This window comes from Rhodoferax sp. P1_F3 (genome assembly GCF_056405715.1).
The window spans coordinates 497,062-519,030 of record NZ_JBFUBO010000002.1; the positions used below are offsets into that span (position 1 = coordinate 497,062).

Annotated in this window: 25 protein-coding genes and 1 pseudogene; 7 read left to right on the forward strand and 19 right to left on the reverse strand. The window is 60.8% G+C overall.

Going from position 1 to position 21,969, the window contains the following annotated elements; all coding sequences use genetic code 11:
- Positions 1-10 precede the first annotated feature (10 nt).
- From AC1DZ5_RS05035 to AC1DZ5_RS05050, 4 genes are read right to left on the reverse strand one after another with little or no spacing between them, the layout of a single operon-like run.
- Complete coding sequence (locus AC1DZ5_RS05035; protein WP_477886700.1) at positions 11-352, reverse strand: protein tyrosine phosphatase family protein; 342 nt, start codon at positions 350-352, stop codon at positions 11-13.
- A 1-nt stretch (position 353) separates the two neighbouring features.
- Positions 354-794 carry a DUF6691 family protein gene (locus AC1DZ5_RS05040; RefSeq protein ID WP_477886702.1) on the reverse strand — a complete coding sequence of 147 codons (441 nt, stop codon included), beginning with the start codon at positions 792-794 and terminating at the stop codon, positions 354-356.
- Between the two features lie 15 nt (positions 795-809).
- Entirely contained in the window at positions 810-1,244 is a 435-nt protein-coding gene (locus AC1DZ5_RS05045; protein WP_477886704.1) for a YeeE/YedE family protein, read from the reverse strand.
- Positions 1,245-1,266: 22 nt separating this feature from the next.
- On the reverse strand, positions 1,267-1,599 hold the full coding sequence (locus AC1DZ5_RS05050) for an ArsR/SmtB family transcription factor (RefSeq protein ID WP_477886706.1): 333 nt from the start codon (positions 1,597-1,599) through the stop codon (positions 1,267-1,269).
- Positions 1,600-1,709: 110 nt separating this feature from the next.
- Here AC1DZ5_RS05050 and AC1DZ5_RS05055 point away from each other — a divergent pair, with 110 nt between their 5' ends.
- On the forward strand, positions 1,710-2,606 hold the full coding sequence (locus AC1DZ5_RS05055) for an MBL fold metallo-hydrolase (protein WP_477886708.1): 897 nt from the start codon (positions 1,710-1,712) through the stop codon (positions 2,604-2,606).
- Between the two features lie 61 nt (positions 2,607-2,667).
- Here AC1DZ5_RS05055 and AC1DZ5_RS05060 read toward each other — a convergent pair whose 3' ends face one another.
- Together AC1DZ5_RS05060 and AC1DZ5_RS05065 are read right to left on the reverse strand one after the other, a co-directional pair.
- Positions 2,668-3,015: a carboxymuconolactone decarboxylase family protein gene (locus tag AC1DZ5_RS05060; RefSeq protein ID WP_477886710.1), complete on the reverse strand. Its 348-nt coding sequence runs from the start codon at positions 3,013-3,015 to the stop codon at positions 2,668-2,670.
- On the reverse strand, positions 3,012-3,203 hold the full coding sequence (locus tag AC1DZ5_RS05065; RefSeq protein WP_477886712.1) for a YgaP family membrane protein: 192 nt from the start codon (positions 3,201-3,203) through the stop codon (positions 3,012-3,014). Before AC1DZ5_RS05065 ends, AC1DZ5_RS05060 begins: the two co-directional genes overlap by 4 nt.
- A gap of 127 nt (positions 3,204-3,330) precedes the next feature.
- Here AC1DZ5_RS05065 and AC1DZ5_RS05070 point away from each other — a divergent pair, with 127 nt between their 5' ends.
- Positions 3,331-4,227, forward strand: a complete 897-nt coding sequence (locus AC1DZ5_RS05070) for a DMT family transporter (protein WP_477886714.1) — start codon at positions 3,331-3,333, stop codon at positions 4,225-4,227.
- Between the two features lie 119 nt (positions 4,228-4,346).
- Here AC1DZ5_RS05070 and AC1DZ5_RS05075 read toward each other — a convergent pair whose 3' ends face one another.
- The 6 genes from AC1DZ5_RS05075 to AC1DZ5_RS05100 all read right to left on the reverse strand — a co-directional run bounded on the left by AC1DZ5_RS05075 (position 4,347) and on the right by AC1DZ5_RS05100 (position 11,859).
- Complete coding sequence (locus tag AC1DZ5_RS05075; RefSeq protein WP_477886716.1) at positions 4,347-4,493, reverse strand: hypothetical protein; 147 nt, start codon at positions 4,491-4,493, stop codon at positions 4,347-4,349.
- A 171-nt stretch (positions 4,494-4,664) separates the two neighbouring features.
- Positions 4,665-7,097 (reverse strand): DUF4062 domain-containing protein, encoded by a 2,433-nt coding sequence (locus tag AC1DZ5_RS05080; RefSeq protein ID WP_477886718.1) that lies wholly within the window; start codon positions 7,095-7,097, stop codon positions 4,665-4,667.
- Between the two features lie 200 nt (positions 7,098-7,297).
- Complete coding sequence (locus tag AC1DZ5_RS05085; protein ID WP_477886720.1) at positions 7,298-8,239, reverse strand: CysB family HTH-type transcriptional regulator; 942 nt, start codon at positions 8,237-8,239, stop codon at positions 7,298-7,300.
- Between the two features lie 6 nt (positions 8,240-8,245).
- The gene (locus AC1DZ5_RS05090; RefSeq protein WP_477886722.1) at positions 8,246-9,541 is read right to left on the reverse strand and encodes an O-acetylhomoserine aminocarboxypropyltransferase/cysteine synthase family protein; all 1,296 of its coding nucleotides are present in this window, start codon (positions 9,539-9,541) and stop codon (positions 8,246-8,248) included.
- Positions 9,542-9,739: 198 nt separating this feature from the next.
- On the reverse strand, positions 9,740-10,930 hold the full coding sequence (locus tag AC1DZ5_RS05095; RefSeq protein WP_477886724.1) for an MFS transporter: 1,191 nt from the start codon (positions 10,928-10,930) through the stop codon (positions 9,740-9,742).
- On the reverse strand, positions 10,930-11,859 hold the full coding sequence (locus AC1DZ5_RS05100) for a TauD/TfdA dioxygenase family protein (protein ID WP_477886726.1): 930 nt from the start codon (positions 11,857-11,859) through the stop codon (positions 10,930-10,932). The genes AC1DZ5_RS05095 and AC1DZ5_RS05100 overlap by 1 nt, the downstream gene beginning before the upstream one ends.
- 208 nt (positions 11,860-12,067) lie before the next feature.
- On the opposite strand from AC1DZ5_RS05100, the gene AC1DZ5_RS05105 reads away from it, so the two are divergent.
- The 4 genes from AC1DZ5_RS05105 to AC1DZ5_RS05120 are packed head-to-tail and all read left to right on the forward strand — an operon-like array spanning position 12,068 to position 16,148.
- Positions 12,068-13,081 (forward strand): ABC transporter substrate-binding protein, encoded by a 1,014-nt coding sequence (locus AC1DZ5_RS05105; RefSeq protein WP_477886728.1) that lies wholly within the window; start codon positions 12,068-12,070, stop codon positions 13,079-13,081.
- A complete protein-coding gene (locus AC1DZ5_RS05110; RefSeq protein ID WP_477886730.1) occupies positions 13,078-13,932 on the forward strand; it encodes an ABC transporter ATP-binding protein in 855 nt (284 codons plus the stop codon). The genes AC1DZ5_RS05105 and AC1DZ5_RS05110 overlap by 4 nt, the downstream gene beginning before the upstream one ends.
- Complete coding sequence (locus AC1DZ5_RS05115) at positions 13,925-14,764, forward strand: ABC transporter permease (protein WP_477886732.1); 840 nt, start codon at positions 13,925-13,927, stop codon at positions 14,762-14,764. The genes AC1DZ5_RS05110 and AC1DZ5_RS05115 overlap by 8 nt, the downstream gene beginning before the upstream one ends.
- A gap of 31 nt (positions 14,765-14,795) precedes the next feature.
- Positions 14,796-16,148, forward strand: coding sequence for an LLM class flavin-dependent oxidoreductase (locus AC1DZ5_RS05120; RefSeq protein ID WP_477886734.1), 1,353 nt, complete (start codon positions 14,796-14,798; stop codon positions 16,146-16,148).
- 6 nt (positions 16,149-16,154) lie between these two features.
- Here AC1DZ5_RS05120 and AC1DZ5_RS05125 read toward each other — a convergent pair whose 3' ends face one another.
- The 5 genes and pseudogenes from AC1DZ5_RS05125 to AC1DZ5_RS05145 all read right to left on the reverse strand — a co-directional run bounded on the left by AC1DZ5_RS05125 (position 16,155) and on the right by AC1DZ5_RS05145 (position 18,915).
- A complete protein-coding gene (locus tag AC1DZ5_RS05125; protein WP_477886736.1) occupies positions 16,155-16,916 on the reverse strand; it encodes a carbonic anhydrase in 762 nt (253 codons plus the stop codon).
- 120 nt (positions 16,917-17,036) lie between these two features.
- Entirely contained in the window at positions 17,037-17,324 is a 288-nt protein-coding gene (locus tag AC1DZ5_RS05130; RefSeq protein WP_477886738.1) for a hypothetical protein, read from the reverse strand.
- Between the two features lie 38 nt (positions 17,325-17,362).
- On the reverse strand, positions 17,363-17,545 hold the full coding sequence (locus AC1DZ5_RS05135) for a hypothetical protein (RefSeq protein ID WP_477886740.1): 183 nt from the start codon (positions 17,543-17,545) through the stop codon (positions 17,363-17,365).
- Between the two features lie 41 nt (positions 17,546-17,586).
- Positions 17,587-17,840, reverse strand: a pseudogene (locus AC1DZ5_RS05140) (hypothetical protein); the annotation flags it as partial.
- Between the two features lie 133 nt (positions 17,841-17,973).
- Positions 17,974-18,915: a LysR family transcriptional regulator gene (locus tag AC1DZ5_RS05145; RefSeq protein WP_477886742.1), complete on the reverse strand. Its 942-nt coding sequence runs from the start codon at positions 18,913-18,915 to the stop codon at positions 17,974-17,976.
- A gap of 92 nt (positions 18,916-19,007) precedes the next feature.
- Here AC1DZ5_RS05145 and AC1DZ5_RS05150 point away from each other — a divergent pair, with 92 nt between their 5' ends.
- Positions 19,008-19,424, forward strand: coding sequence for a nuclear transport factor 2 family protein (locus AC1DZ5_RS05150; protein ID WP_477886744.1), 417 nt, complete (start codon positions 19,008-19,010; stop codon positions 19,422-19,424).
- Here AC1DZ5_RS05150 and AC1DZ5_RS05155 read toward each other — a convergent pair.
- Positions 19,414-21,612, reverse strand: coding sequence for a putative bifunctional diguanylate cyclase/phosphodiesterase (locus AC1DZ5_RS05155; protein WP_477886746.1), 2,199 nt, complete (start codon positions 21,610-21,612; stop codon positions 19,414-19,416). The genes AC1DZ5_RS05150 and AC1DZ5_RS05155 overlap by 11 nt on opposite strands.
- The gene (locus AC1DZ5_RS05160) at positions 21,609-21,941 is read right to left on the reverse strand and encodes a circadian clock KaiB family protein (RefSeq protein WP_477886748.1); all 333 of its coding nucleotides are present in this window, start codon (positions 21,939-21,941) and stop codon (positions 21,609-21,611) included. The genes AC1DZ5_RS05155 and AC1DZ5_RS05160 overlap by 4 nt, the downstream gene beginning before the upstream one ends.
- Positions 21,942-21,969 lie beyond the last annotated feature (28 nt).

Below are 21,969 nucleotides of genomic sequence, written 5' to 3' on the forward strand. Positions count from 1 at the left end.
GGTGTGGCGCTTATTCGGCCTGGGTCAACGAATACAGTTGGGCCGAGCGTGCGCCTGAGCGGCAAAACGCCAGTACGGGCTGGGGCGCATCTTTCATCGCCTCGCGCATGGCCTGCACCTGTGCGGGCGTGATGGCGCCGCCCACCACGGGCAGGTAGACATAGTGCAGGCCGGCAGCGCGGGCCGCGGCCTCCACGCTGCTGCTCAGGGGCTGGTCGGGGCCGCCTTCACCATCGGGGCGGTTGTTCACCAGGGTCTTGAAGCCTTGGGCCACGGCGTCGGCCACCATGCTGGCGTCCATCTGGGCGGCCACGGCAAAGTGGGGGGTGAGGGCTTGGGTGCGAAGGGTCATGTCATGCGTCTCCTGTCAAAGTGCGGTGCTTGCGATGTTCGGCCCATTCAAAAATAGCCATGCCGGCCACCATGGCCAGCACAAACACCGCTGCCTTGGATTGTCCTGCCCCCAACGACACAATGGCCGGCCCCGGGCAAAAACCTGCCAGGCCCCAGCCGACACCAAACAGCAGGCTGCCCACCACGAGGCGGCGGTCGATCACGGTAGCGGTTGGCAGCTGTATCGGGCCACCCAGAAAATTGCTGCTGCGGCGCTTGGCCAGCGCAAACGCGCCCAGGCCCACGAGAATGGCGCCGCCCATGACAAAGGCCAGCGACGGGTCCCAGGCTCCGGCTAGGTCCAGAAAACCCAGCACTTTGCTCGGGTCGGTCATGCCCGCCACGATGAGGCCCAGGCCAAACAGCAGGCCCACGGCGAATGCGGCAATACGGTCTTTCATTGGAGGCTCCTTGAGTCAGGCCAGCAGGTGGCGCAGGACGAACACAGTGACAAAGCCCGCCGCCATGAAGGTCAGCGTGGCCACCAGCGAGCGCGGTGACAGGCGCGAGAGCCCGCACACGCCGTGGCCGCTGGTGCAGCCTGCGCCATAGCGCGTGCCCACGCCCACCAGCAGACCGGCCAGCACCACCGTGCCCCAGCCGGCGTCAATGGTGGCGGGAACCGCGGCGCCGGTCAGCAACAGGTACAGCGCGGGCGCCACCAGCATGCCCAGCACAAACGCGATGCGCCATGCGGTGTCGCCGCGTGCGGGTCGCAGCAAACCACCCACGATGCCGCTGATGCCCAGCACGCGGCCATTCAACAAGATAAACAGGGCTGAGGCCAGGCCCAGAATGAGCCCACCGGCCAGCGCGGTCCAGGGGGTGAAGTGGTTCCAGTCAATCGTCATGGTGTGTCCTCAAGGGTGGTGCCTACTTGCCGCAGAACTCAGCGTACAAAACGCCCATCACCGCCAGCGCCTGCGGGCTGTCTATGCAGTAGTAGATGGATTTGCCCTCGCGCCGGGTGCTCACCAGGCCCTCATCACGCAGCACGCCGAGCTGCTGCGACAGCGTGGGCTGCGCAATGCCCACTAGCTCTTCCAGTTCGCCCACACGCTTTTCGCCCTGGCTCAACTGGCACAGCAGCAGCAGGCGGTCGGGGTTGGACAGGGCTTTCATGAGGCGGCAGGCCGCATCGGCCGACTGGCGCAGCACGGCCAGGTCCAGCGCGGGGGCGGTTGGGGTGTCGGGGGTGGCCAGCATGGTGGGGCTCCGGGTCGTTTGCAATGTCGATAGTTTATTGACTAACAATATATAAGTCAATAAACTATCTGTGTCGAAACTGAAACAACGACCTTTACAAGGAGTTTTCCATGATAGCCACTGCCTCCCCCATCCTTTCTGCCACCGCCGCACCCCAGGTGCAAGCCTTTTTTGACCCCGCCACCTGGACCGTGAGCTACGTGGTGTTCGACCACGCCGGCGGCCACTGCGCGCTGGTCGACTCGGTGCTGGACTTTGACCCCAAGTCCGGCCGCACCAGCACCCGGTCGGCCGATGCACTGGTGGCCTTTGTCAAAGACAAGGCGTTGACCGTGCAGTGGATTCTGGAAACCCATGCCCATGCCGACCACCTGTCCGCCGCCCACTACCTGCGCAAGCAGCTGGGCGGCCAGATCGCCATTGGCGCCGCCATCACCGGTGTGCAAAACGTTTTCAAAGCCGTCTTCCACCTGGAGCCCGAGTTCCACCCCGATGGCCGCCAGTTCGACCATCTGTTCCAGCCCGACGAGGTATTTGCCATTGGCGACCTGCGTGCCCAGGCGCTGTCGGTGCCGGGCCACACGCCCGCCTGCATGGCCTACCAGGTGGGCAATGCGGTGTTTGTGGGCGACACCCTGTTCATGCCCGACGTGGGCACTGCGCGTTGCGACTTTCCTGGTGGCAACGCCCACCAGCTCTACGCCAGCGTGCGCAAGCTGCTCGACCTGCCGGGCGACACGCGCCTCTACATGTGCCACGACTACCCGCCCGAAGGGCGTGACGCAGCATGGGTCAGCACGGTCGCGCAGCAGCGCGCCAGCAACATCCATGTGCATGACGGCGTGAGTGAAGATGCCTTTGTGGCCATGCGCAGCCAGCGCGACGCGGGCCTGGCCATGCCCACCCTGATCCTGCCCTCGGTGCAGGTCAACATCCGTGCCGGCGCCATGCCACCGGCCGAGTCGGACGGCCGGGTCTACCTCAAGGTACCGGTTAACGTCTTATAAGAAAACAGCCGGTGGCCCCGTCAATATTGCGCCAGCAGCTATCAAAAATATAGTGGGTGTATCAGGGCGCAACCATCGCGTCCCACGCCTGCATGGTCTCTGCTGCGTACATCAGCGCCGGCCCGCCGCCCATGTAGACGCACACACTGAGCATTTCCTCCAGCTCGGTACGCGTGCACTGCAGCTTGTGCAGCGCTTTGACGTGAAAACCGATGCAACCTGAGCAATGCTGGGTGATGCCAATGGCCAGCGCCATCAGCTCCTTGTGTTTGGCGCTGATCTGGCCTTCGGCCATGGCCGAGCGCGCGAGCTGCCCAAACGCCTGCATGGCTTCGGGCTGCGATTTTTTGAGTGGCAGCAGGCCGGCGTTAATGTTCTGAATCAGCCCCGCATGGTCAAAGCTGCTCATGGTTTGGTGGAGCAGGTGCTCCAGCCCAACATGGCATATGGCGGGCACCAGCCAATGGCACCGGTGGCCAGCGGCAGCAGACCCAGCCAGCCCCATGCGCCCACGGTGCCGGTTGCGGCCAACCCTACTAGCACCACACCTACCGCAATACGCGCTATGCGGTCCAGGCCGCCCACATTGGTTTTCATGTCCCACTCCTTGCATGAATGAAGAATCGCTGTCCCTGCCAAGCATCGTAGGGCGGCGAACAACCTGCAGCATGATCTGGGTCAAACCTTGGTGCTGCAGTGCGGTGCCCTCGCTACCATCAGGCGCATGCCGCATTTCTTCTCTCGCCTGCAAGAGGGCAACCCGCGCAGCATCACCGCCATGCTGCTGGCCGTGATGCTGTTCTCCGCCATGGACACCCTCATCAAGGCGTTGTCCGCCCACTACCCGCCGCTGCAGATTGCCGCCATGCGCGGCGCGCTCACCCTGCCGCTGATTGCGATCTGGATCCAGTGGCGCGGTGCCTGGGCTGCCGTGTGGCAGGCACGTTGGCCGCTGCACCTGCTGCGCGGCGGCTTGGTCATTGCCATGCTGGTGCTGTTCACCTACGGCGTGCGCGGCCTGCCGCTCACCAATGCTTACACCCTCATGTTTTTTGCCCCGTTGCTGATCACGGTGCTGGCTTGGCCGGTGCTGGGCGAGCGTGTGCCGCGTGCGCACTGGTGGGCCGTGGGCGGCGGGCTGCTGGGCGTGCTGGTGGCTCTGCGCCCCAGTGCCGAGGGCTTTGCCAGCTGGTCGGGGCTGGCAGTGCTGGGGGCGGCGGTTTGCTATGCGGTGTCGGCCGTGGTCACGCGGCTGTCTAGCCGCACCGATTCGAAAGACAGCCTTGTGCTGTGGGTCATGGTGATCCTGACCGCGGTGGCCGGTGCGCTGGCCGCGCCCCAGTGGCAGCCGCTGCAGGCGCATCATCTGGCGCTGTGGGCTGGGCTAGCGGCGTCGGGCTTTCTGGCGCAGCTGGCCATTACCGAGGCCTTTCGCCACGGCCAGGCCAGTGCCGTGGCCCCGTTTGAATACACCGCTTTGGCGTGGAGCTTGGGTATCGACTGGCTGGTGTGGCAGCAGCTGCCCGACGCCTTCACCCTGCTGGGTGGCGCCATCATTGTGGGCAGTGGCTTGTATGTGCTGCGGCACGAACAGGTGCACGCCACGGCAGAGCACCCCTAGGCGCCAGCGCCAGGCGCGGCACGCGAGCCAGTGCGTGCGGGGGCTAGTCCGCGCTCCATTGGCGCCAGGTCACCTTGCGGATGCGCAGCCACTGTTGTTGTGGCGTGAACGCAGCCACTTCACACCCCCTGCACGGGCAAGAGCAGCAGCTGGATAGCGCCCATGGACACGGCCACCCACAGCAGCGCCCCACCCAGTGACACCAGCAGCTCGCGCGGGCTGAATGGGCCCTCCTGGTTCAGGTCGGCAATATCGTAGTCTTGCATGCACCACCTCCTTTACATCGTTGTTATAGATGGCTTCATTGTGCGAAGCGGGAGGTGGTTCGGGAAGGAAGGAAATGGCAGTTGGTTGTGCTGAAAACGTTTAAGTACGCAACTTGAATTGAATCGTGGGCCTTTACCAGCAAGTCAGAACTCCAGACATCACGAGATGTCTTATGCACTAGCTAGCGCTCGCGCAGTTGCTCGCAATATTCGGTCTCTTGGAACGGAAATGCCGAAGTCGAGCCAATGAATGACGTTGTAATAGAACTGATCTGCAGCCATGTACTCGTCGAGAAATTGTTTCACTTGTTGGCGTGAAAAGGCGCGCACGTACTTGACCGAAACCATCTTCCTCAAAGTGTCATTCTCCGAACGCATGAGTCTATCGATTGCCACTTTGGCTAGTTCATGAAATGCTTTGTCAGGAATTAGCGGAATGATGCGTGCCAAAAGGGATTGGGGCATTGGAGTGGACAGGAGGTCATTGAGTCTATGCTTACCAAGTGCATAGAGCGTACGCGCTGCATCCTCGTACTTTGTGTTGTTTCCAATAGAAAGAATTGACACACTGCTGCGACCGTACTCGGGGCGATCGAGTGCCGCGAGTACCAAAGGAATGTCGCACCACTGACCAACTTTTGCGAGGTACAAAAGATCTTTGGTTGAGTAGTCGAGATCTCCGCTCGCCAGCATTGATCGAACTAATGGCAAGTCAGTTGCGTCCAGTCTGTTGCAAATGAGGTCCAAGCCTTGGCGTGTGAACCTGCTGCACAAGTGCTTTCCAAGTGAGCGAGTTCTTTCGATTAGATCTGTTTGGGGCCCATGTCGCCTATTCATTTCCACCAGCAACGATTCAAAACGATTTGCAAAGCGATTGGCAATGGTCGCGCGCAGTTCGTCACCACGTAACCTGAAGTCGCGCCGAATAAGAGTGAAATAGGCATTTTGGTCAAAGATTTCTGAGCGAGATTCTTCTTCAAGTTGCGCGACAGTCAAGCCGTTAAAGAACTGCTCCGTGTAACGTTTTAATGCGGCTTCACCTTCCGTGTCTGTCCGTTTCATTCCGAATGATGCGAGCCCCAAGGGAGTTGGGGTGTTATTGACAAGGACGGTTTTCGCTTGTGCAATGGAATAACTACGTCCGCTTGCGACAAGTACCTGCAGTGCGATATAGCGTATCTCGGCGTCGCTGTCGTTCAGTAGTGGCTCTGAGATGTTTGCGGTAAGAGCCTCTCTTTTTTGCAGCAACTTGATTACAGTAAATCTGACTTGCTCGCTGCGATGACTGAGCCCGCGGAGCAGAATTTCATCGTCAAACTCAGTCTCTTTGCTAAGCAATTGGTTCAGTAGATTCTGGCTCACCGTGCTGGGCTGCAGGGTGTAGAGCATTTCTAGCGCGCCGCGACGATCATCCCGCAACGTGATACGGATCATCGCGTTGGCAGCTGCGCTGATTGTTTGTGTCTCGTTTCGAGAAAACTCTTCGCGAATACAGGTTAGATCCAAGGGTTGACCATATTCGCTCAGATACTCTAGGGCAGCCATTCTTACAGTGGTATCGGCATCCTTGGCAAACCACAAAGGAACAATCTGTTGGCGACCAAAGTGCTCCTCTTCGACGATTGGTTCAGCAATCAGGAGCATCGCTTTGAGCGCGCCAACTCGCCGATCGGTAGTGCCGACAATAGAGTTCAAAGGCAGTAGGTTGTTCTTGAAGCCGTCCACTGCGGACACCCAATGCCAAAGAGGTGCATTCTCATGTTTAAAGTGCGCCAGACTGTTTTCAAGCAGCCCGCGACGCTCACGCCGACCAAACTCAAACTTCGTTCGTGCTTTGAAAAGAAGATTCGAATCGTGTGACCCCAGCGATTGCTGATCATTTCCGTGTACCGCTGCAATGATGGAAAGTAACCTAACCCGAGCCACGTCGTCGGCTGCGAGAGGATGTTCATCGCTCGCCTTTTCGGCCATGATTAAAAAATTTCGTAGGAATTTTGCACCTTCAACGGACAACGGCGTCGTTGGTCCTGGCTCGTTGGTTGGTGCGATTTGTTCCTCAATAGCAGGTGCTTGGTCCTTCTCTGAGTCAGATTCCTTATCTTTGCTGGCAAGTGCGATAACGTATCCTTGAATGCACTTACGGAATTTGATTTCGAAGTCACGCATATCCGAGAAGGTTCCGGCCAATAGCTTCCTCTCGGAAAAAACTTGGTCTTTAAATGCAATGACCTTCTTGAGATGATCCCCTGGGTCGGCGAGAGACGCTGTATCAAGATCCTTTAACAGTAGGCTTATCTCGGGTCGCCCATCTTTTGCGTTTCGTTCCATTGATCGTTGGAACTCCTCTTCGAAACCAGATGTGTAGGGTGGCGTTCCCGGGGGCGTTCCCCAGCGCTTCCAAAGCATGCCAACAAAAAGATCACACCCGTCCAAGTCTCTATTGATGATTGCTTGTGGTCTGCCTACGCCTGGCAGGGTGTCTTCCCAGCCCACCAACTCGACTTGGTATCCCAGCGCATCAGCTAATTGGCTATTGAAGTCATCAACGATCGCTCGAGCAGTCTTGCGCTCCTCTATTAGGTCGCCTGGAGATGCAAGAAACACTTTGACGAATCGCCTTATTCCAGCCATTGGCCTTCCTCCCATTGTTCAATACGCCAGTTCTTCGCATGAACTGCTGTTGAGACATATGGTATCCGTCCAGCTGCTTAAATACAGGCTGATTCATGGCCTGAAATTGCTCGAGAGCGACTAGCACCTTAAGTCGAGCAACCTATTTGAACTGTATTCATCGTGAAGCTTCGTCAAGCCGCTCTCTCCGCCGCACTATTCAATACCTTCGCCACCACCTCCTTACTCAGCGTAGGCACAAACGTCTCAATAAACCGATAGGCATACCCCCGCAGCCACGCCCCGCGGCGCAGCCCGAGCCGCGTCACGTTCACCTGGAACAGGTGGCCCGCGTCGAGGATGCGCAGGTGCGCGTCGCGCTCCTCGTCCACCGCAACCGATGCGACGATGCCTACGCCCATGCCCAGTTCCACATAGGTCTTGATCACGTCGGCGTCCATCGCGGTCAGCACCACCTCGGGGTGCAAGCCGGCCGCGGCAAAGGCGTTGTCGATGTGCGAGCGCCCGGTGTAGCCCAGCTCGTAGGTGATGATGGGATAGCGCGCCAGTTGCTCCAGCGTCACCGGGCCGCCCTGCGCCAGCAGCGGGTGGTCGGGTGGCACCACGATGCTGTGCGTCCAGCGGTAGCAGGGCAGGGTGACCAGCTGCGGGTAGTCGGCCAGCGCCTCGGTGGCCACGCCAATGTCGGCCTCGCCCGAGAGCAGCATGGCGGCCACCTGCTTGGGCGAGCCCTGGTGCAGGTGCAGCGTGACCTTGGGAAACTGGTCGCGAAAATCCTTCACCACATGCGGCAGCGCGTAACGCGCCTGCGAGTGCGTGGCGGCCACTGACAGCTGGCCCTCCAGCTGCGCGCTGTAGTCTTGCCCGGCACGTTTGAGGTTGTCCGCGTCCAGCAGCAGGCGCTCCACGATGGGCAGCAGGTCTTTGCCCGGCGGTGTGAGCCCCGTGAGCCGTTTGCCAGCGCGGCCAAAGATCTCCACACCCAGCTCTTCCTCCAGCTCACGGATCTGGCGGCTCACGCCGGGCTGTGAGGTGTGCAGCATGTGCGCTACTTCCGTGAGGTTGTAGCCGCAGCGCACGGCCTCGCGCACCGATCTCAGTTGTTGGAAATTCATGCCGTCTTACACCGCCGCCAGCGCCTGGTCCAGGTCGGCCAGCAGGTCGTCAATGTGTTCAATGCCGACCGACAGCCGCACCGCATCGACCGGTACGCCGGCCTTGGCCAGTTCTTCGGGCGACAGCTGGCGGTGCGTGGTGGAAGCCGGGTGGGTGGCCAGCGATTTGGCATCGCCAATGTTCACCAGGCGAGTGAAGAGCTGCAGCGCATCCAGAAACCGCGCACCGGCCTCGCGCCCCTGGCCTTCGGGCGCTTTCACGCCAAAGGTCAACAGGCCCGAGGCCTTGCCGCCCAGGTACTTTTGGGCCAGTTCATGGTCGGGGTGGCCGGGCAGGGCGGCAAAGTTGACCCAAGCTACCTTGGCGTGTTTTTGCAGGTGCTGCGCCACCTTGAGTGCGTTGTCGGTGATGCGCTCCAGGCGCAGGGCCAGGGTTTCAATGCCTTGCAGGATCAGGAAGGCGTTGAACGGCGAGATGACAGCACCGGTGTTGCGCAGGGGCACCACGCGGGCGCGGCCAATGTAGGCGGCTGGGCCCAGGGCGTCGGTGTAGACGACGCCGTGGTAGCTGGGGTCGGGCTCGTTCAGGCGCTTGAAGCGGGCCTTGTGCTGGTCCCACGGGAACTTGCCGCTGTCCACAATGGCGCCGCCAATGGTGGTGCCGTGGCCGCCCAAATACTTGGTGAGCGAGTGCACCACGATGTCGGCGCCGTGCTCGATGGGGCGCAGCAGGTAGGGCGTGGCCACGGTGTTGTCCACGATAAGCGGAATGCCGTGGGCATGCGCAATGTCGGCAATGCGGCGGATGTCAGTCACATTGCCCTGCGGGTTGCCTAGCGATTCGACAAAGATGGCCTTGGTACGGTCGTCAATCAGCGGCGCAAAGCTGTCCGGGTTCTTGTGGTCGGCAAAGCGGGTGGTAATGCCGAACTGCGGCAGCGTGTGGGCGAACAGGTTGTAGGTGCCGCCATAGAGCGCGGTGCTGCTGATGATGTTGTCGCCAGCCTCGGCAATGGTCTGGATGGCGTAGGTCACAGCGGCCTGGCCCGAGGCCAGTGCCAGCGCGGCCAGGCCGCCTTCCAGGGCCGCCACGCGCTTTTCCAGCACGTCTTGCGTGGGGTTCATGATGCGGGTGTAGATATTGCCCGGTACCTTCAGGTCGAACAGGTCGGCGCCGTGCTGGGCGCTGTCAAAGGCGTAGGCCGCCGTCTGGTAGATGGGCACGGCCACGGCCTTGGTGGTGGGGTCTGGGCTGTAACCGGCGTGGACGGATTGGGTTTCGAATTTCCAGTGGTCTGACATGGGGGCCTCTCCTGATGGCGGGTGGTGGTGTGACTTGCTATGGTTTTGGTAGCTGCTCGCGCATATTTCACGGGGGCTATAGGCCTATTTCACTTATAAACAGGCCTTTCCAGCTTGCGAAAGATGCGGAAAAAGCCGCGAATGCAGTGCACTCTAAAGGCGGCTCTTCAAAACTCAAAAGAATAAAAAGTTGATTCTTTAGATCAAAAACATCGTAGGGCGTGTGCTCTCGCGGTAGGCGTGCCAGCCCAGCCACCAGAACACCGGCACAAACAGCAGGAACAGCGCCTGCAGCCCCACCACCGTGCCCAGCGTGCCACCCAGCAGCCCGCCGATGAAGCCGCCGCAGGGGCCAGCCAGCGCACTCAGGCCCGACACCCGGCCGCGCCCCAGGCGCGCGCCTACGTGGGCAAACTGGGTGAGCGTGTGCATCTGCAGCAGCCCCAGGCCCGCGCCCAACACCACGCCGCCCACCCACAGCCAGCCTGTCGTGCTGGCCCAGGCCAAGAGCAGTGCCGCCAGCGTGACCGCACTCACTGACGCGAGGACGGTGCGCAGCGGCCCCAGCCAGGTGAGCAGGGGGCCCAGAAAGATCAACGTGGCCACAAAGGCGCTGCCCTGCACCGCCACGAGCGAGCCGGCGCCCAGTGCGGGCAGGCCCAGCTCTTGCACGGCGATGACCACCATGTAGAAGGCGTAGTACATGTGGATGGCCTGGACGGCGCATTCCTGCATGGCCAGCACGCGAATCTCGGGCTCACGCCACAGCGCCCGCACCGACTGGTGCATGGACAGCCGCGCCGCACCGGCGCGCGGTGGTGTGTGCGTGTGCTGGCTCAGCACCGATGACGACAGCCAGGCTGTCAGCACAAACATGGCTGCAATCAGCCAGTAGCTGCCCGCATGGCCCACCAGCGCCACTACACCGGCGGCCAGCATGGGGCCCAGCAGAAACATGCCCGCCATGTGCGCGCCGCGCTGCCAGCCGGCGCGTGCGTGGCCAATGCGCTCCAGCGCCGCCATGAACACGGTGTTGAGCGAGACAAAGCGCAGCGGCATGACAAAGCTGATGAGTGCCGTTAGCAGCACCAGAAACAGCGTGTGCGGCAGCAGCGGAATGGCCGCATACAGACCCCCCATGACCAGGCTACCCGCCACGAACAGCCTCTCAGGGCCGATGCGTTCCACCCAAAAGCCCACCGGAATGCTCATGAACAGAATGCCCACCGACTGCGCCCCGGCGATGGCCGCCAGCCAACCGCCCTGCGCGCCCAGGTGCAGCGCGTACAGGGTGGTGGTGAACTTGGCCAGCCCCACGCTGATCCCCATGAAGGAGGACAGCAGCGCGAAGCGCAGTAAAAACGCGTTGCGTTCAAAGAACCCGCGCATCAGGCGGCCTGGGCCGCGGAGTTGGCAGCCTGGCCCACCGCAAAGCTGCGCCGGCCATCCACCGACACCGGCACTTCACCGCGCACGGTTACCCTGCGCACCACGCGGTGCTGGTGGCCGTAGTCGTTGATGGCGTAGTGCTGCGTGGCGCGGTTGTCCCAGATGGCCACGTCCCCCGTGGTCCATTGCCAGCGCACGGTGTTCTCCAGCCGCGTGATGTGGTGCTGGAAGACCTCGAACAGGCGGTCCGAGTCGTGCGTGTTGTAGCCCACCAGGCGCTTGATGAAGTGGCCTGCGATGAGCGTGCGTTCGCCAGTCTCGGGGTGCACGCGCACCAGCGGGTGCTGCGCTTCGATTAGGCGTGCGCGGAACACATCCCGATAGTGCTGTGCGCCGGCGTCATCAGGCTCTACGCGGGTGGCAGCGTAGTCGTAGTCGTTGCTGTGCACGGCCCACAATTTGTCGGCCAGGGCCTTGAGTTCGTCGGGCAGCTCGTCATAGGCGGTGGCGGTGTTGGCCCACACCGTGTCGCCTCCCGATTTGGGAATCGTCACCCCGCGCAGCACCGACACCTTGGGGTAGTCCGCGTCAAAGGTCACGTCGGTGTGCCAGGAGTTGGCGCGCCCGCCGTGGTTCGAGTCCAGCTCCAGGATCTGGGTGCCGTTGCGCGAAGGCACGGTGGGGTGGGCCACCACATCGCCCCACAGGCTGGCAAAAGCCTGCTGCTCGGCATCGTCCAGATGCTGTTGGCCGTGGAAAAAGATGACCTTGTATTTCAGCAGCGCTTGATGGATGGCGGCAAAGGTCTGGGGGGCCAACTGGCCCGACAGGCGCACGCCGTGGATGACCGCGCCGATGCGGCCAGCCAGGGGACGCACCTCGAGGGCAGCAGCGGTGGTGATGTGGGGGTGTTGCAAGACAGCAGACATGAAAACTCCTTGGTGAGACAGCGTTGAAAGACAAGAAAAGAGAGAAGGCGTTGCCATCGTAGGAAGCCTGTGCGCCGTTGCGAAGCGCCCAATTCGCATGTCGATATGCGCTGCGCAAGCCCGCATAAGCAAGCGCGGTTTTCTTCGTTGTTGTTTGTGGTTGCCGTCTTTACGCTGCACTCCCATGACCAACCGATAAGGACTTTGCATGCGACAATTTTTCAAACTTTTAACTGCCGCCGCCGTGGCGCTGGGCTTCACGGCCACCGCGTGGGCCCAAGAGGCCCTGGAGGTCACCGACATCCGCTACCAGGGCACGGTGGGCCAGGTGGTCTGGATTGAGCTGGCCGAGCACCTGGGCTACCTGGCTCCGCTCAAGGCCAAGTGGGTGGGCAACACCATCAGCGGTCCGCAGGATGTGCAGGCGGTGGTCACCAACGACATTGACATTGGTGGTGCCTTCAATGGCGCACTGGTCAAGCTGATTGCCAAGCGGGCGCCGGTGAAAGCGGTGATTGGCTACTACGGAGTGGACGACAACACCTGGAGTGGCTACTACGTCAAGAACGACAGCCCCATCAAAACCGCCCGCGATCTGCTGGGCAAAAAGGTGGCCATGAACACCCTCGGTGCCCACCACGATTTCATCGTGCGCGAGTACCTGGAGCGCAACAAGATCACGGACGAAGAGGCCAAGCAGGTCACCTTTGTCATCACCCCACCTGTCACCGGTGAGCAGGCCCTGCGCCAGAACCAGGTGGAGGTGACCACGCTGGGCGGCATCCTGCGCGACAAGGCGCTGGAGCGCGGCGGCATCCGCCCTCTGTTTACCGACCGGGACCTGTTTGGCAACTTCACTGCCGGCTCCTATGTGCTGCGCAACAAGTTCATCGAGCAGAACCCCAAGGCCTCCAAGCATTTGGTGAGTGCGCTGGCCCGCTCCATCGAGTGGGCCCGCAACACGCCAGCAGCCCAGGTGCGCAGCACGTTTGAGTCCATCATCAAGGCGCGCGGCCGCGCCGAAAGCGCCGATGCCATCCAGTACTGGAAGAGCACCGGCATACCCTCCACCGGTGGCGTGGTGCTAGACAAGGACCTGCAGGTCTGGATCGACTGGCTGGTCAAGGAGGACATCATCAAGGCTGGTCAGGTCAAGCCTACAGACCTGTACACCAATGCCCTCAACAGCTACGCCACCGGCGCGAAGGTGGCGGCCAAATGAGCACCGCCAAGATCCGTTTTGAACACGTCAGCAAGGAGTTCACCGTCCGCGCTGAAGATGGTGGCCCGGACAAGCGCTTCACGGCCTTGCAGGACGTGACGCTGGACGTCCGTGCGGGTGAATTCCTGGTGTTGGTCGGGCCCAGCGGTTGCGGCAAGTCCACCCTGTTGGACCTGCTGGCCGGCCTGACCTTGCCCAGCCAGGGGCGGGTGCTCATCGATGGGAAACCCATCACCGGCCCGGCCCGAGACCGTGGCGTGGTGTTTCAGCAGTACGCGTTGTTCCCCTGGCTCAGCGCACTGGACAACGTGGCTTTCGGTCTGGAAATCGCGGGCCTGGGCAAGAAGGAACGCAGGGAGAAAGCGGCCCATTACCTGGAACTGGTGGGCCTCACCGATTTCCGCAACCACTACCCGCACGAAATGTCGGGCGGCATGAAGCAACGCGTGGCCATTGCGCGCAGCTTGGCGTATGAGCCCGAGGTGCTGCTGATGGACGAGCCCTTTGCCGCGCTGGATGCGCAAACCCGCGAGACCCTGCAGGAAGAGCTGGTGGAGATCTGGCACCGCACTGGCAAGACCATTGTGTTCATCACCCACGGCATCGACGAAGCCGTGGTGCTGGGCCAGCGCGTGGCGGTGATGACCTCGCGCCCGGGGCGTATCAAACAGATTGTGGACATCCCCGAGACGTTACGCACCGACACACCGGATGTGCGCTCACTGCCCCTGTTTGGTGAGCTGCGCCATCAAATTTGGTCCCTGTTGCACGACGAGGTGGCCGCGGCGCGCCAACAGCGCCGTGCCCGTATCGCAACCCTACCCGCCCGCAAGGAGAGTTTCCATGTCTGATGTCTCGTTAACCGCCGGCACAGCGCCCGTAGCCCTGGTGCCCCCCGCCCGCTGGACGCGCTTGCTGCGCCAGTTGGGCAATATCGGCTGGCGCTCCGCGCTGGTGCTGGCCCTTGCGCTGTGGTGGGAGCTGGCCCCGCGCCTGGAACTGACCGACCCGGCCTTCTTTCCCCCACTCAGCGAAGTGCTGGCTGCAGGCTGGGCCCTGGCACTGAACGGGCAGCTTTGGCAACACACCTCGGCCAGCGTGGCACGGGCCCTGGGTGGCTTTGCCATCGCGGTGTTGTATGCAGTGCCGCTGGGCTTGGCCATTGGCTGGTACCGCCGCCTCGGCCATTTCCTGAACCCGCTCATTGAGGTGCTGCGCAACACGGCGCCGCTGGCCTTGCTGCCCGTGTTCTTGCTGCTGCTGGGCATTGGCGAGGTGTCCAAGGTAGCCATGGTGGTTTACGCCTGCTCATGGCCGCTTTTGCTCAACACCATCTCGGCCGTCAAGCAGGTGGACCCGCTGCTCATCAAGTCCGCCCGCACCATGGGGGCCAGTGCACAGCAGCTGTTCCTCAAGGTCATCTTGCCAGCCTCGGTGCCCACCATTTTTGTGGGCATCCGTCTGGCCAGTGCTACCGCCATTCTGGTGCTGGTGGCGGCCGAGATGGTGGGGGCCAAGTCCGGCCTGGGCTACCTAATCATCTACGCGCAGTACAGCTTTCTGATTCCCGACATGTACTTCGGAATCATTGCCATCACCTTCATTGGCGTGTTGTTCACCCTGGCGCTGGAGGCGGTGGAGCGCCGCCTGACCGCCTGGAAGCCCGCCCCGGCATTGGCTTAAACCCCGTCAACTTTTCAACCAAGGAACTTTCATGTCTGACCGCAAACTGCGCCTGGGCGCCTTCATCATGGCCACGGGCCACCACATCGCCGCCTGGCGCCACCCTGGGTCACAAATCGATTCGGGAACCAATATCGACCACTACATCGAGGTGGCCAAGACCGCCGAGCGCGGCCTGTTCGACCAGGTGTTTGTGGCCGACAGCCCGGGCCTGTGGTTTGAGGGCAGCGATGAAGCCTTCAGCCGCCAGGGCCGGGTGTCGCACTTCGAGCCTGTCACGCTGTGGGCTGCGTTGGCCGCAGTGACCAAGCATGTGGGCTTTGTGGCCACCGCCTCTACCACCTACGAAGACCCGTATTTGCTGGCGCGCAAGTTTGCCTCGCTGGACCACATCAGCAAGGGCCGCGCGGCCTGGAACGTGGTGACCACGGGTGCCGAAACCCTGTATGGCAACTTCGGCCTGGACAAGCACCCCGACCCCGAAACCCGCTACGAGAAGGCGCATGAGTTTGTGGACGTGGTGAAGGGCCTGTGGGACAGTTTTGAAGACGACGCCTTCAGCCGCGACCCAGCCAGCGGCGTGTACTTTGACCCTGCCAAGCTGCACACGCTGAACCACGTGGGCAAGCACCTCAAGGTGAAGGGTCCGCTGAACCTGGAGCGCTCGCCGCAGGGTTACCCGGTCATCGTGCAGGCCGGGTCGTCCGAGCCTGGCAAGGAACTGGCCGCCGCCACGGCGGAAGCCATCTTCACCGCCTGGACCAGCTTGGCCGAGGCGCAAGCGTTTTACAGCGACGTGAAAGGCCGCCTAGCCAAGTACGGCCGCCGCCCCGAGCAGCTCTTGGTGCTGCCCGGCATCTCACCCGTGGTGGGCCGCACGCAGGAAGAGGCCGAAGCCAAATGGGCCGCGCTGCAAAAGCTCATCCACCCCTCCGTGGGCCTGAGCACCATTGAGCCCTTCTGGCCCGGTGAAGATCTCAGCAAGTGGGACCTGGACGCGCCGCCACCCTATATTCCCCAGCCGCCCATCGGCCGCAACAGCCGAGCCCACGTGGTGCTGGAACTGGCACGCCGCGACAAGCTCACCGTGCGCCAGCTCTACGAGTACCTGGCCGGTGCGCGCGGCCACTGGGTGGTGGTGGGCACGCCCGAAAAGATTGCCGACGAGATCCAGACCTGGTTCGAAAACGGCGCGGCCGACGGCTTCAACGTCATGCCGCCTGTGCTGCCCGAATCGCTGGACGACTTTGTCGACTTGGTCATCCCCGAGCTGCAACGCCGTGGCCTGTTCCGCACGGAATACGAAGGCACGACGCTGCGCGAGAACCTGGGGCTGGAGCGGCCGGTGAACCAGTTCACCGTGCGCAAGCAGAAGGCTGCTTAGAGTGTCTTATTTGGACTCTTCAATGATGCGCCCGTTCAGTGGCTGAATGGGGCGCGCATTGGCATTGAAGATGCGGCGGAACGCCTTGATCTGCTCTGCGCCGAGTCGAATCGGTTGCTTCAGCACCATCCATTTCACGCCTTCGGAGCAGGGCGGGGTGGTCAATGAGCCGGCAAAGGAGTAGTAGCCTTTGTCCGCTGGCAGCATGGCGGCCAAGTCGAGTTGCAAGTCGGTCACGGTGATCGTTTCACCCTTGCGCGGCAAGTGGGCAAAAACCGGGGCGAAGGCCGCATTGGTCTTGCCGGGCTGCATCAGCACGCCAATCACGCCCAGGCCGCCCTCGGCATTTTTGTGGACAAAGTGGCCCACCATGGCGGTGTGCTTGCCATTGAGTGCTTCTTCACTGGGGGTGTGGAAGTGGAACTGGAGCAGCTCGTAGGTTTTGTCGCCTACGGTCAGTGTTTGGCCTGCAGGCAGGTTGATCTGGATGGTGTGGCCATTGTTGACCAGCGTGGGGGCAGCGGTGGTGTAGTTGAACTGCAGCGCGGGCAGGTCCGCCTTGACCGCATTGCGGATATCGATGGGGCTTTGGTTGCCGCCCTTGGCGCAGGTTTCAAAAGCCGGGTCTAGTTCGGCCCAATGGGTGGGGCCTTCGTGGCTATGCCCATAGTTCCAGTGAGGTGGATGGCCCTCTGCGTGGGCCAGGCCTGCGGCCAGGGTGAACAAGCCAAGGGCAATGGTTGTGGGAAGTTTGCGAAGAGATTGCATGGTTTTATTGGGTGTGTGGAAGTGAAAGGTTGACTGGTAAGTGTTCGCTGCTTAGCGAACAAGAAATCCTATCGCACATTTTCTCGACATCACGCCGTGGTGTGCGCGGTGGCTCTGCGTTCATGTTTGGTACACAAACCATCCGACAGTCACCCCGAGCACAACCAGAATGGCCACGAGCCATCGCCGGATGGTTCGTTCTTTGACACAACCACCGCAAATACGCACGGCACTGGCGGGGCTCTTGAAGTGCAGCGTCACGGACTTGGCGTCCGACCCCAGCGCGGCACCACACTGGTAACACAGGCCGAGGCTGCGCCATTGAGCGCTCCGGCGTTCGCGCCATACCGATAGCACCATGAGCACCAGCACGGTGAGGGCGATGACGAGAAAACCGATCTTGGACATGGGGCGAGGCTGGACGAGCACGGTGGTTGAAAACCGGTCTAGCTTAGCGAGTTGCGCAGCAGAACACTGAAGGCCTCGCGTGCCATGTGGTGCGAGCGTTCGCGGTGCCAGACTAGCAGTGTTTTTGCTTTACCAACCCCACGGGGTGTTGGATGCGTACGCACGGTGCCAGCGGCAAGATGCATTTCCAGTACGGCCCGCGGCAACAGACTGATGCCCATGCCTGCCGCAACACAACCAATGATCGCCTCGAAAGAACCGTATTTGTGTAGATCTGCTTCAAATTGCGCCGCTGTTTCCGAGATTTTGTTGCCTCTAATTCCAGCCAGCCAGCCAGCCAGCCAGCCAGCCAGCCGGCCAGCCGGCCAGCCAGCCGGCCAGCTTTTCGGCATTGGAATCCAGCTTCTTTGAACTGACCCGCCTTGGGTAGGCAGGTTCAATTTCCTCTGAGCTGAGGTACTTCTTTACGGTGTTGCGAGCCAGGCCTGTACGTCTGGATATCTCGCGGATGGACATTTGTTCCCGTAGTGCCCAACGCCTAATGACATTCAATGTCGCCACGTCTAAGGCCAAAGATTAATGCTTGCTCACAATTCCAGTAGCAGCACGATGCGCGAGAACCTTGGGCTAGAGCGGTCGGTGAGCCAGTTCACCGTGCGCGAGCAGAAGGCTGCGTAGGGCGTTCTGCAGGCGGGGTCGTATCGGACATGACCGTTGCCAGTTGTCGCTGCAATTCCGCAATGCTGGGTGCCAAACGCCGATGCAATCGCGTCAGTGTGAACACATGCATTTCGTAGTGTGGCAGCGCCTCACGCAGAGACAATGGCACGACCAGGCCCTTCGGTCCGTTGTCCAATAAGGCCGCGTGGGGGAGAACACCCAGCAGATCCGTGTGCGCTATGAGGTTGATCATGCTGGCGTAGTCCGGGCAGGACGCAGTGATGCGTGCCGGTGGCATCCGGCGCACGGCAAAAGCTTCCCGCAGTACGTCCACCGGCCCCCGCACACTGGGCTCAACCATGGCCCACTCAGCAGACGCCAATTGCACCAGGGATTGCGCTTTGATCAAGGGGTGGGTTCGGCGGGCATACGCCTGTGGCCTGATGGGATAAAGCGCCTGGGTCACCAGGCCAGCCGTGCTGTAACCACGCGGCATAGGCGCAATCACCAGGTCGAGTTCACCGCCCCGCAAGCCGGCAAGCATGCGTCCTTCGTCTGCGCTGGACATGGCCAAACGTCGATGGGGATGGTCGTGGCACCACGCAAAGTGCAGGGCCGGGCCGCACACCAAGGCTGCGGAGGGCGTAGCCCCAACGCGCAGAGTGCCGCGGCGGCTCGCGGTGACAACACTCTCCCCCATGGCACCCACACGGTCCGCGATGTCAGCACCGTGCAGCGCAACGCGCAGCGCGACTTCGGTGGGAACCTGCTGCCTCCCGGACTTGACAAAAAGCGGGGTGTCAAACTGCAGTTGCAACTGCCGCATTGCGTGGCTGATAGCGGGCTGGGACACGCCACCGGCCAGCGCCGCAGCAGAGAAGCTGCCGTGGTGGATTACCAGCCGAAGGTATAAAAGAAAGCGCAAATTCATAAATGGTGTTTATGGTTTTATGCGCATTGTGACTTGTGCGAAACCCCATCTTTTGGAACCATGGGGCCATTGCAACCACAAGAGAGCCTTCCATGAGCCAACAACACTTAGATGCCGTGCGCGATTACCTCATCCACCTGCATGCCAGCGATACGAAGGCATTGGTTTCTGCGTTCGAAGACGACGGCGTTGTCCACTCCCCGTTTCTCGGGGTCATGAAGGCGGTGGACTTTTTTCCCAAGTTGGCGCTGGCGTCGAGCAAGAGCGTGATCACGCTGATTGACCTGTTTGCCTCTGTGCAAGCGGTTGACGACACAGTGCGGGTGGCCGCGTATTTTCGCTATGACTGGACGCTGAGCGATGGAAGATTGGTCGACTTCACCTGTGTGGACGTCTTCAGTTTTCGGAAAGACAGCATTCGCATCGGCAGCATGCATATCGTGTACGACACGCATCCACTGCGTGAGCAGGTGGGTGACAAATATGCGCCAGATCCGGTCAACGATTGAGAAGTTCTCTACAGTCGGCTGCGGATACTGGCCGACTAAAGTAGTAGCCCTGCACGGCATCGCAGACGTGAGCGCGCAGATAGTTCAGTTGTTCTTCGGTCTCTACACCCTCAGCAATCACTGAGAGCTTCAGGCTGTGCGCCAACGCAATGATGGAACGCACAATCGCCGCGTCATTGCGATCGTTGGTGAGATCTTTGACGAATGACTGGTCTATTTTCAGAATATCTATGGGGAATTGCTTCAGGTAGCTGAGGCTGGAATACCCGGTGCCGAAATCGTCGATCGACAGCTTGATTCCCATCGCCTTGAGTTTGCCAAGCGTTAACACGACCACTTCGACGTTGTCCATCACCATGCTCTCGGTCAACTCCAGTTCGAGATAGCGGGCATCCAGGCCGGTTTCTTGCAGTACCCGTGCAATGACTTCCACCAAGTTCGGCTGCTTGAATTGGCGCGCGGACAAATTGACCGACACACTGACTTTCGGCAGGCCGGCGTTGTGCCAAGTTTTCATTTGTGCGCAGGCGGTCTTGAGTACCCATTCACCGATGGGAACGATCAAGCCCAGCTCCTCGGCCAATGGAATGAAATCCGTCGGTGAAATCATTTCCTGCGCGCCAGGCTTCCAGCGTATCAGTGCTTCCACCCCGACAATGGCACCCGTTTGCAAACCGACTTGCGGTTGGTAATGCAGGAGGAATTCGTTGCGCTCCAAAGCGTGACGCAACATCAACTCCATCGCCATCCTTTTGCGTATCTTTTGGTTCAACTCCTCTGTATAAAACTGGGCATTGTTGCGGCCCTGCTCCTTGGCACGGTACATCGCCGCGTCTGCGTTGCGTAACAGGGTCTGTGCATCCAGGCCGTCGATGGGATACACGCTAAAACCAATGCTGCAGGTGACCTGTAGTTCTTGGCCATCGACCACGACAGGCTCTGCAACCGAGGCGAGTATCTTGGACATCAGCAAGGAAATTACGGCTTCGTTGGAATGGTTGATCACCACGACAAACTCGTCACCACCATACCGTGCCACCGTATCGCTCTCGCGCAGGCAAGATTGCAGGCGCTGCGCCACCGTTTTGAGCAGCTGGTCGCCAGTGAAGTGGCCCAGGCTATCGTTGATGAATTTGAACTGGTCCAGATCGATGAACGCGACCGTGAGTTGGTACTTGTAGCGCTCCGCCGAGAGAATGGCCAGTTGCAGACGATCCTGCAAACGGCAGCGGTTGGACAAGCCTGTCAAGGTGTCGTAGCTGGCCTGGTACAGCAACTGGCCTTCGTATTGCTTGCGCTCGCTGACATCCTCAATGCAGCCTTCATAAAACTGCACTTCTCCGGCCAGGTTGCGAACAGCACGAACCGTTTCGGTGATCCAGATCATCTGCTGGTCCGCGCCGTGAACTTGGGATTCGAGGTTAACGACTTCCCCCGAATTGCGGAGTAATCGCATGCATTCGGAACGCCCCTCAGGATCAACAAAAATCGGACTGGCCGGATCGTTCAGGCAGGCTGTCAGTTGCTCCAACGACGGGGCGCGAAAAATGCGCACCATCGCCGGGTTGATGTTCATGTACTGGCCGTCACGGTCAATCTGAAAAATCCCTTCGACCGCATTCTCGAAAATGGTGCGGTATTTGTGCTCCGCGTCGCGCAAGGCGTTTTCAATCAGCTTGTACGACGTCAAATCCATCGCAACCATGTACAGGATGGTCGGCTCATCCTTGACCTGCAGGATTCTGGGTGACAGTAGCACTGGGAGCGCTGTGCCCTGGGCATCACGCAACAGGACCTCGGCTTTCTGGAGCATGGTCCCCAGCAGCATCTGCTCAACCGTCGCAACCCCAGACGGCACAACAAAGGTCTGCAACAACGTCCCTACCAGTTGGTCTGATGGACACTTCAGCATCTCCGCAAAGCAATGGTTGCAATACAGAATCGTGCCGTCCGTTGCCAGGGTCATGACGCCTTCGTTCATGGCTTCGACCATCAGGCGGTAGGTGTGCTCGGCGCCCTGCAGGGTAAAGATTTTTGCCTCGTCGTGCTTGGAGACCACCAGGGCATCAACGCGGCCGTAGCGTATCGCATCCAATGTTTCTTCCGCTTCCCGCAGGCGTGCACGCAAGTCCGCCAGTTCATCGGACGGTGCAGGTGTGAGATACGTGACGGACGCGAGCTCGGTCATGGCGCATCCTCCCAGTGGCCGTCAACTTCTTGCAGCAGAGCAGAGACATCGGAAAGGTCGCCGATCATGCGTCGCACGGGGAGTGGAAACGTGCGGATCAGCGTCGGCACCGCAATCACGTTCTCTTCTTTCGCCAAAGAGGGTTGCAACAAGAGGTCGACGATCTTCAACTGAACGCGCCCCTGCAGGCGCCCTTCACAGAGGCGTTTGACACACTCCATGGCGCGCATGGAATGGGCGGACATGCCCACCACGTACAAATGGAAAGCGTAGTGCTGCCGCTGTGCGGGTGCCGAATAGACCAGGCGCAGGGGCGAGGCGTTAGGCATCAAGGGCTTAGTAGGCGCATAGGGAGTC

Excerpts from the sequence above, each read along its gene's own strand:
- AC1DZ5_RS05060 (WP_477886710.1), bottom strand. The coding sequence starts at position 3,015 with ATGAGCAGCTTTGACCATGCGGGGCTGATTCAGAACATTAACGCCGGC.
- AC1DZ5_RS05130 (WP_477886738.1), bottom strand. The coding sequence starts at position 17,324 with ATGTCCAAGATCGGTTTTCTCGTCATCGCCCTCACCGTGCTGGTGCTC.
- AC1DZ5_RS05090 (WP_477886722.1), bottom strand. The coding sequence starts at position 9,541 with ATGTCAGACCACTGGAAATTCGAAACCCAATCCGTCCACGCCGGTTAC.
- AC1DZ5_RS05100 (WP_477886726.1), bottom strand. The coding sequence starts at position 11,859 with ATGTCTGCTGTCTTGCAACACCCCCACATCACCACCGCTGCTGCCCTC.
- AC1DZ5_RS05135 (WP_477886740.1), bottom strand. The coding sequence starts at position 17,545 with ATGGGCATCAGTCTGTTGCCGCGGGCCGTACTGGAAATGCATCTTGCC.
- AC1DZ5_RS05125 (WP_477886736.1), bottom strand. The coding sequence starts at position 16,916 with ATGCAATCTCTTCGCAAACTTCCCACAACCATTGCCCTTGGCTTGTTC.
- AC1DZ5_RS05120 (WP_477886734.1), top strand. The coding sequence starts at position 14,796 with ATGTCTGACCGCAAACTGCGCCTGGGCGCCTTCATCATGGCCACGGGC.
- AC1DZ5_RS05095 (WP_477886724.1), bottom strand. The coding sequence starts at position 10,930 with ATGCGCGGGTTCTTTGAACGCAACGCGTTTTTACTGCGCTTCGCGCTG.
- AC1DZ5_RS05040 (WP_477886702.1), bottom strand. The coding sequence starts at position 794 with ATGAAAGACCGTATTGCCGCATTCGCCGTGGGCCTGCTGTTTGGCCTG.
- AC1DZ5_RS05160 (WP_477886748.1), bottom strand. The coding sequence starts at position 21,941 with ATGCCTAACGCCTCGCCCCTGCGCCTGGTCTATTCGGCACCCGCACAG.
- AC1DZ5_RS05155 (WP_477886746.1), bottom strand. The coding sequence starts at position 21,612 with ATGACCGAGCTCGCGTCCGTCACGTATCTCACACCTGCACCGTCCGAT.
- AC1DZ5_RS05085 (WP_477886720.1), bottom strand. The coding sequence starts at position 8,239 with ATGAATTTCCAACAACTGAGATCGGTGCGCGAGGCCGTGCGCTGCGGC.
- AC1DZ5_RS05145 (WP_477886742.1), bottom strand. The coding sequence starts at position 18,915 with ATGAATTTGCGCTTTCTTTTATACCTTCGGCTGGTAATCCACCACGGC.
- AC1DZ5_RS05035 (WP_477886700.1), bottom strand. The coding sequence starts at position 352 with ATGACCCTTCGCACCCAAGCCCTCACCCCCCACTTTGCCGTGGCCGCC.
- AC1DZ5_RS05075 (WP_477886716.1), bottom strand. The coding sequence starts at position 4,493 with ATGCAAGACTACGATATTGCCGACCTGAACCAGGAGGGCCCATTCAGC.
- AC1DZ5_RS05050 (WP_477886706.1), bottom strand. The coding sequence starts at position 1,599 with ATGCTGGCCACCCCCGACACCCCAACCGCCCCCGCGCTGGACCTGGCC.
- AC1DZ5_RS05105 (WP_477886728.1), top strand. The coding sequence starts at position 12,068 with ATGCGACAATTTTTCAAACTTTTAACTGCCGCCGCCGTGGCGCTGGGC.
- AC1DZ5_RS05115 (WP_477886732.1), top strand. The coding sequence starts at position 13,925 with ATGTCTGATGTCTCGTTAACCGCCGGCACAGCGCCCGTAGCCCTGGTG.
- AC1DZ5_RS05065 (WP_477886712.1), bottom strand. The coding sequence starts at position 3,203 with ATGAAAACCAATGTGGGCGGCCTGGACCGCATAGCGCGTATTGCGGTA.
- AC1DZ5_RS05110 (WP_477886730.1), top strand. The coding sequence starts at position 13,078 with ATGAGCACCGCCAAGATCCGTTTTGAACACGTCAGCAAGGAGTTCACC.
- AC1DZ5_RS05055 (WP_477886708.1), top strand. The coding sequence starts at position 1,710 with ATGATAGCCACTGCCTCCCCCATCCTTTCTGCCACCGCCGCACCCCAG.
- AC1DZ5_RS05150 (WP_477886744.1), top strand. The coding sequence starts at position 19,008 with ATGAGCCAACAACACTTAGATGCCGTGCGCGATTACCTCATCCACCTG.
- AC1DZ5_RS05070 (WP_477886714.1), top strand. The coding sequence starts at position 3,331 with ATGCCGCATTTCTTCTCTCGCCTGCAAGAGGGCAACCCGCGCAGCATC.
- AC1DZ5_RS05045 (WP_477886704.1), bottom strand. The coding sequence starts at position 1,244 with ATGACGATTGACTGGAACCACTTCACCCCCTGGACCGCGCTGGCCGGT.